The 530-nt window shown below is 46.6% G+C and carries 1 protein-coding gene; it reads left to right on the forward strand.

Annotation, left to right across the window (positions count from 1 at the left end; all coding sequences use genetic code 11):
* On the forward strand, positions 1-530 hold a 530-nt coding region (locus tag GVO60_RS22205), incomplete at both ends, for an EF-Tu/IF-2/RF-3 family GTPase (protein WP_263971956.1).

Genomic DNA, 530 nt, shown 5'->3' on the forward strand with positions numbered 1-530 from the left:
ATGCCACAAACTCGTGAGCACATCCTACTAGGCCGTCAGGTTGGTATTCCTTACATCATCGTATTCATGAACAAATGTGACATGGTTGATGATGAAGAGCTTCTAGAGCTAGTAGAAATGGAAGTTCGTGAACTTCTATCTGAGTACGACTTCCCAGGTGATGACCTACCAGTTATCCAAGGTTCTGCACTAGGCGCACTAAACGGCGAAGAGCAGTGGGAAGCTAAGATTGTAGAACTAGCAGAAGCGCTAGATTCTTACATCCCAGAGCCAGAGCGTGCAGTAGACATGCCGTTCCTAATGCCAATCGAAGACGTATTCTCAATCCAAGGTCGTGGTACAGTAGTAACTGGCCGTATCGAGCGCGGTATCCTACGTGTAGGTGACGAAGTAGAAATCGTTGGTATCAAAGAAACAACAGTAACTACATGTACTGGTGTTGAAATGTTCCGTAAGCTTCTAGACGAAGGTCGTGCTGGTGAGAACGTTGGTGCACTTCTACGTGGTACTAAGCGTGATGACGTAGAACG

The organism is Vibrio atypicus, assembly GCF_009811315.1.
In the GTDB taxonomy this organism is placed as follows: Bacteria; Pseudomonadota; Gammaproteobacteria; order Enterobacterales; family Vibrionaceae; genus Vibrio; species Vibrio atypicus.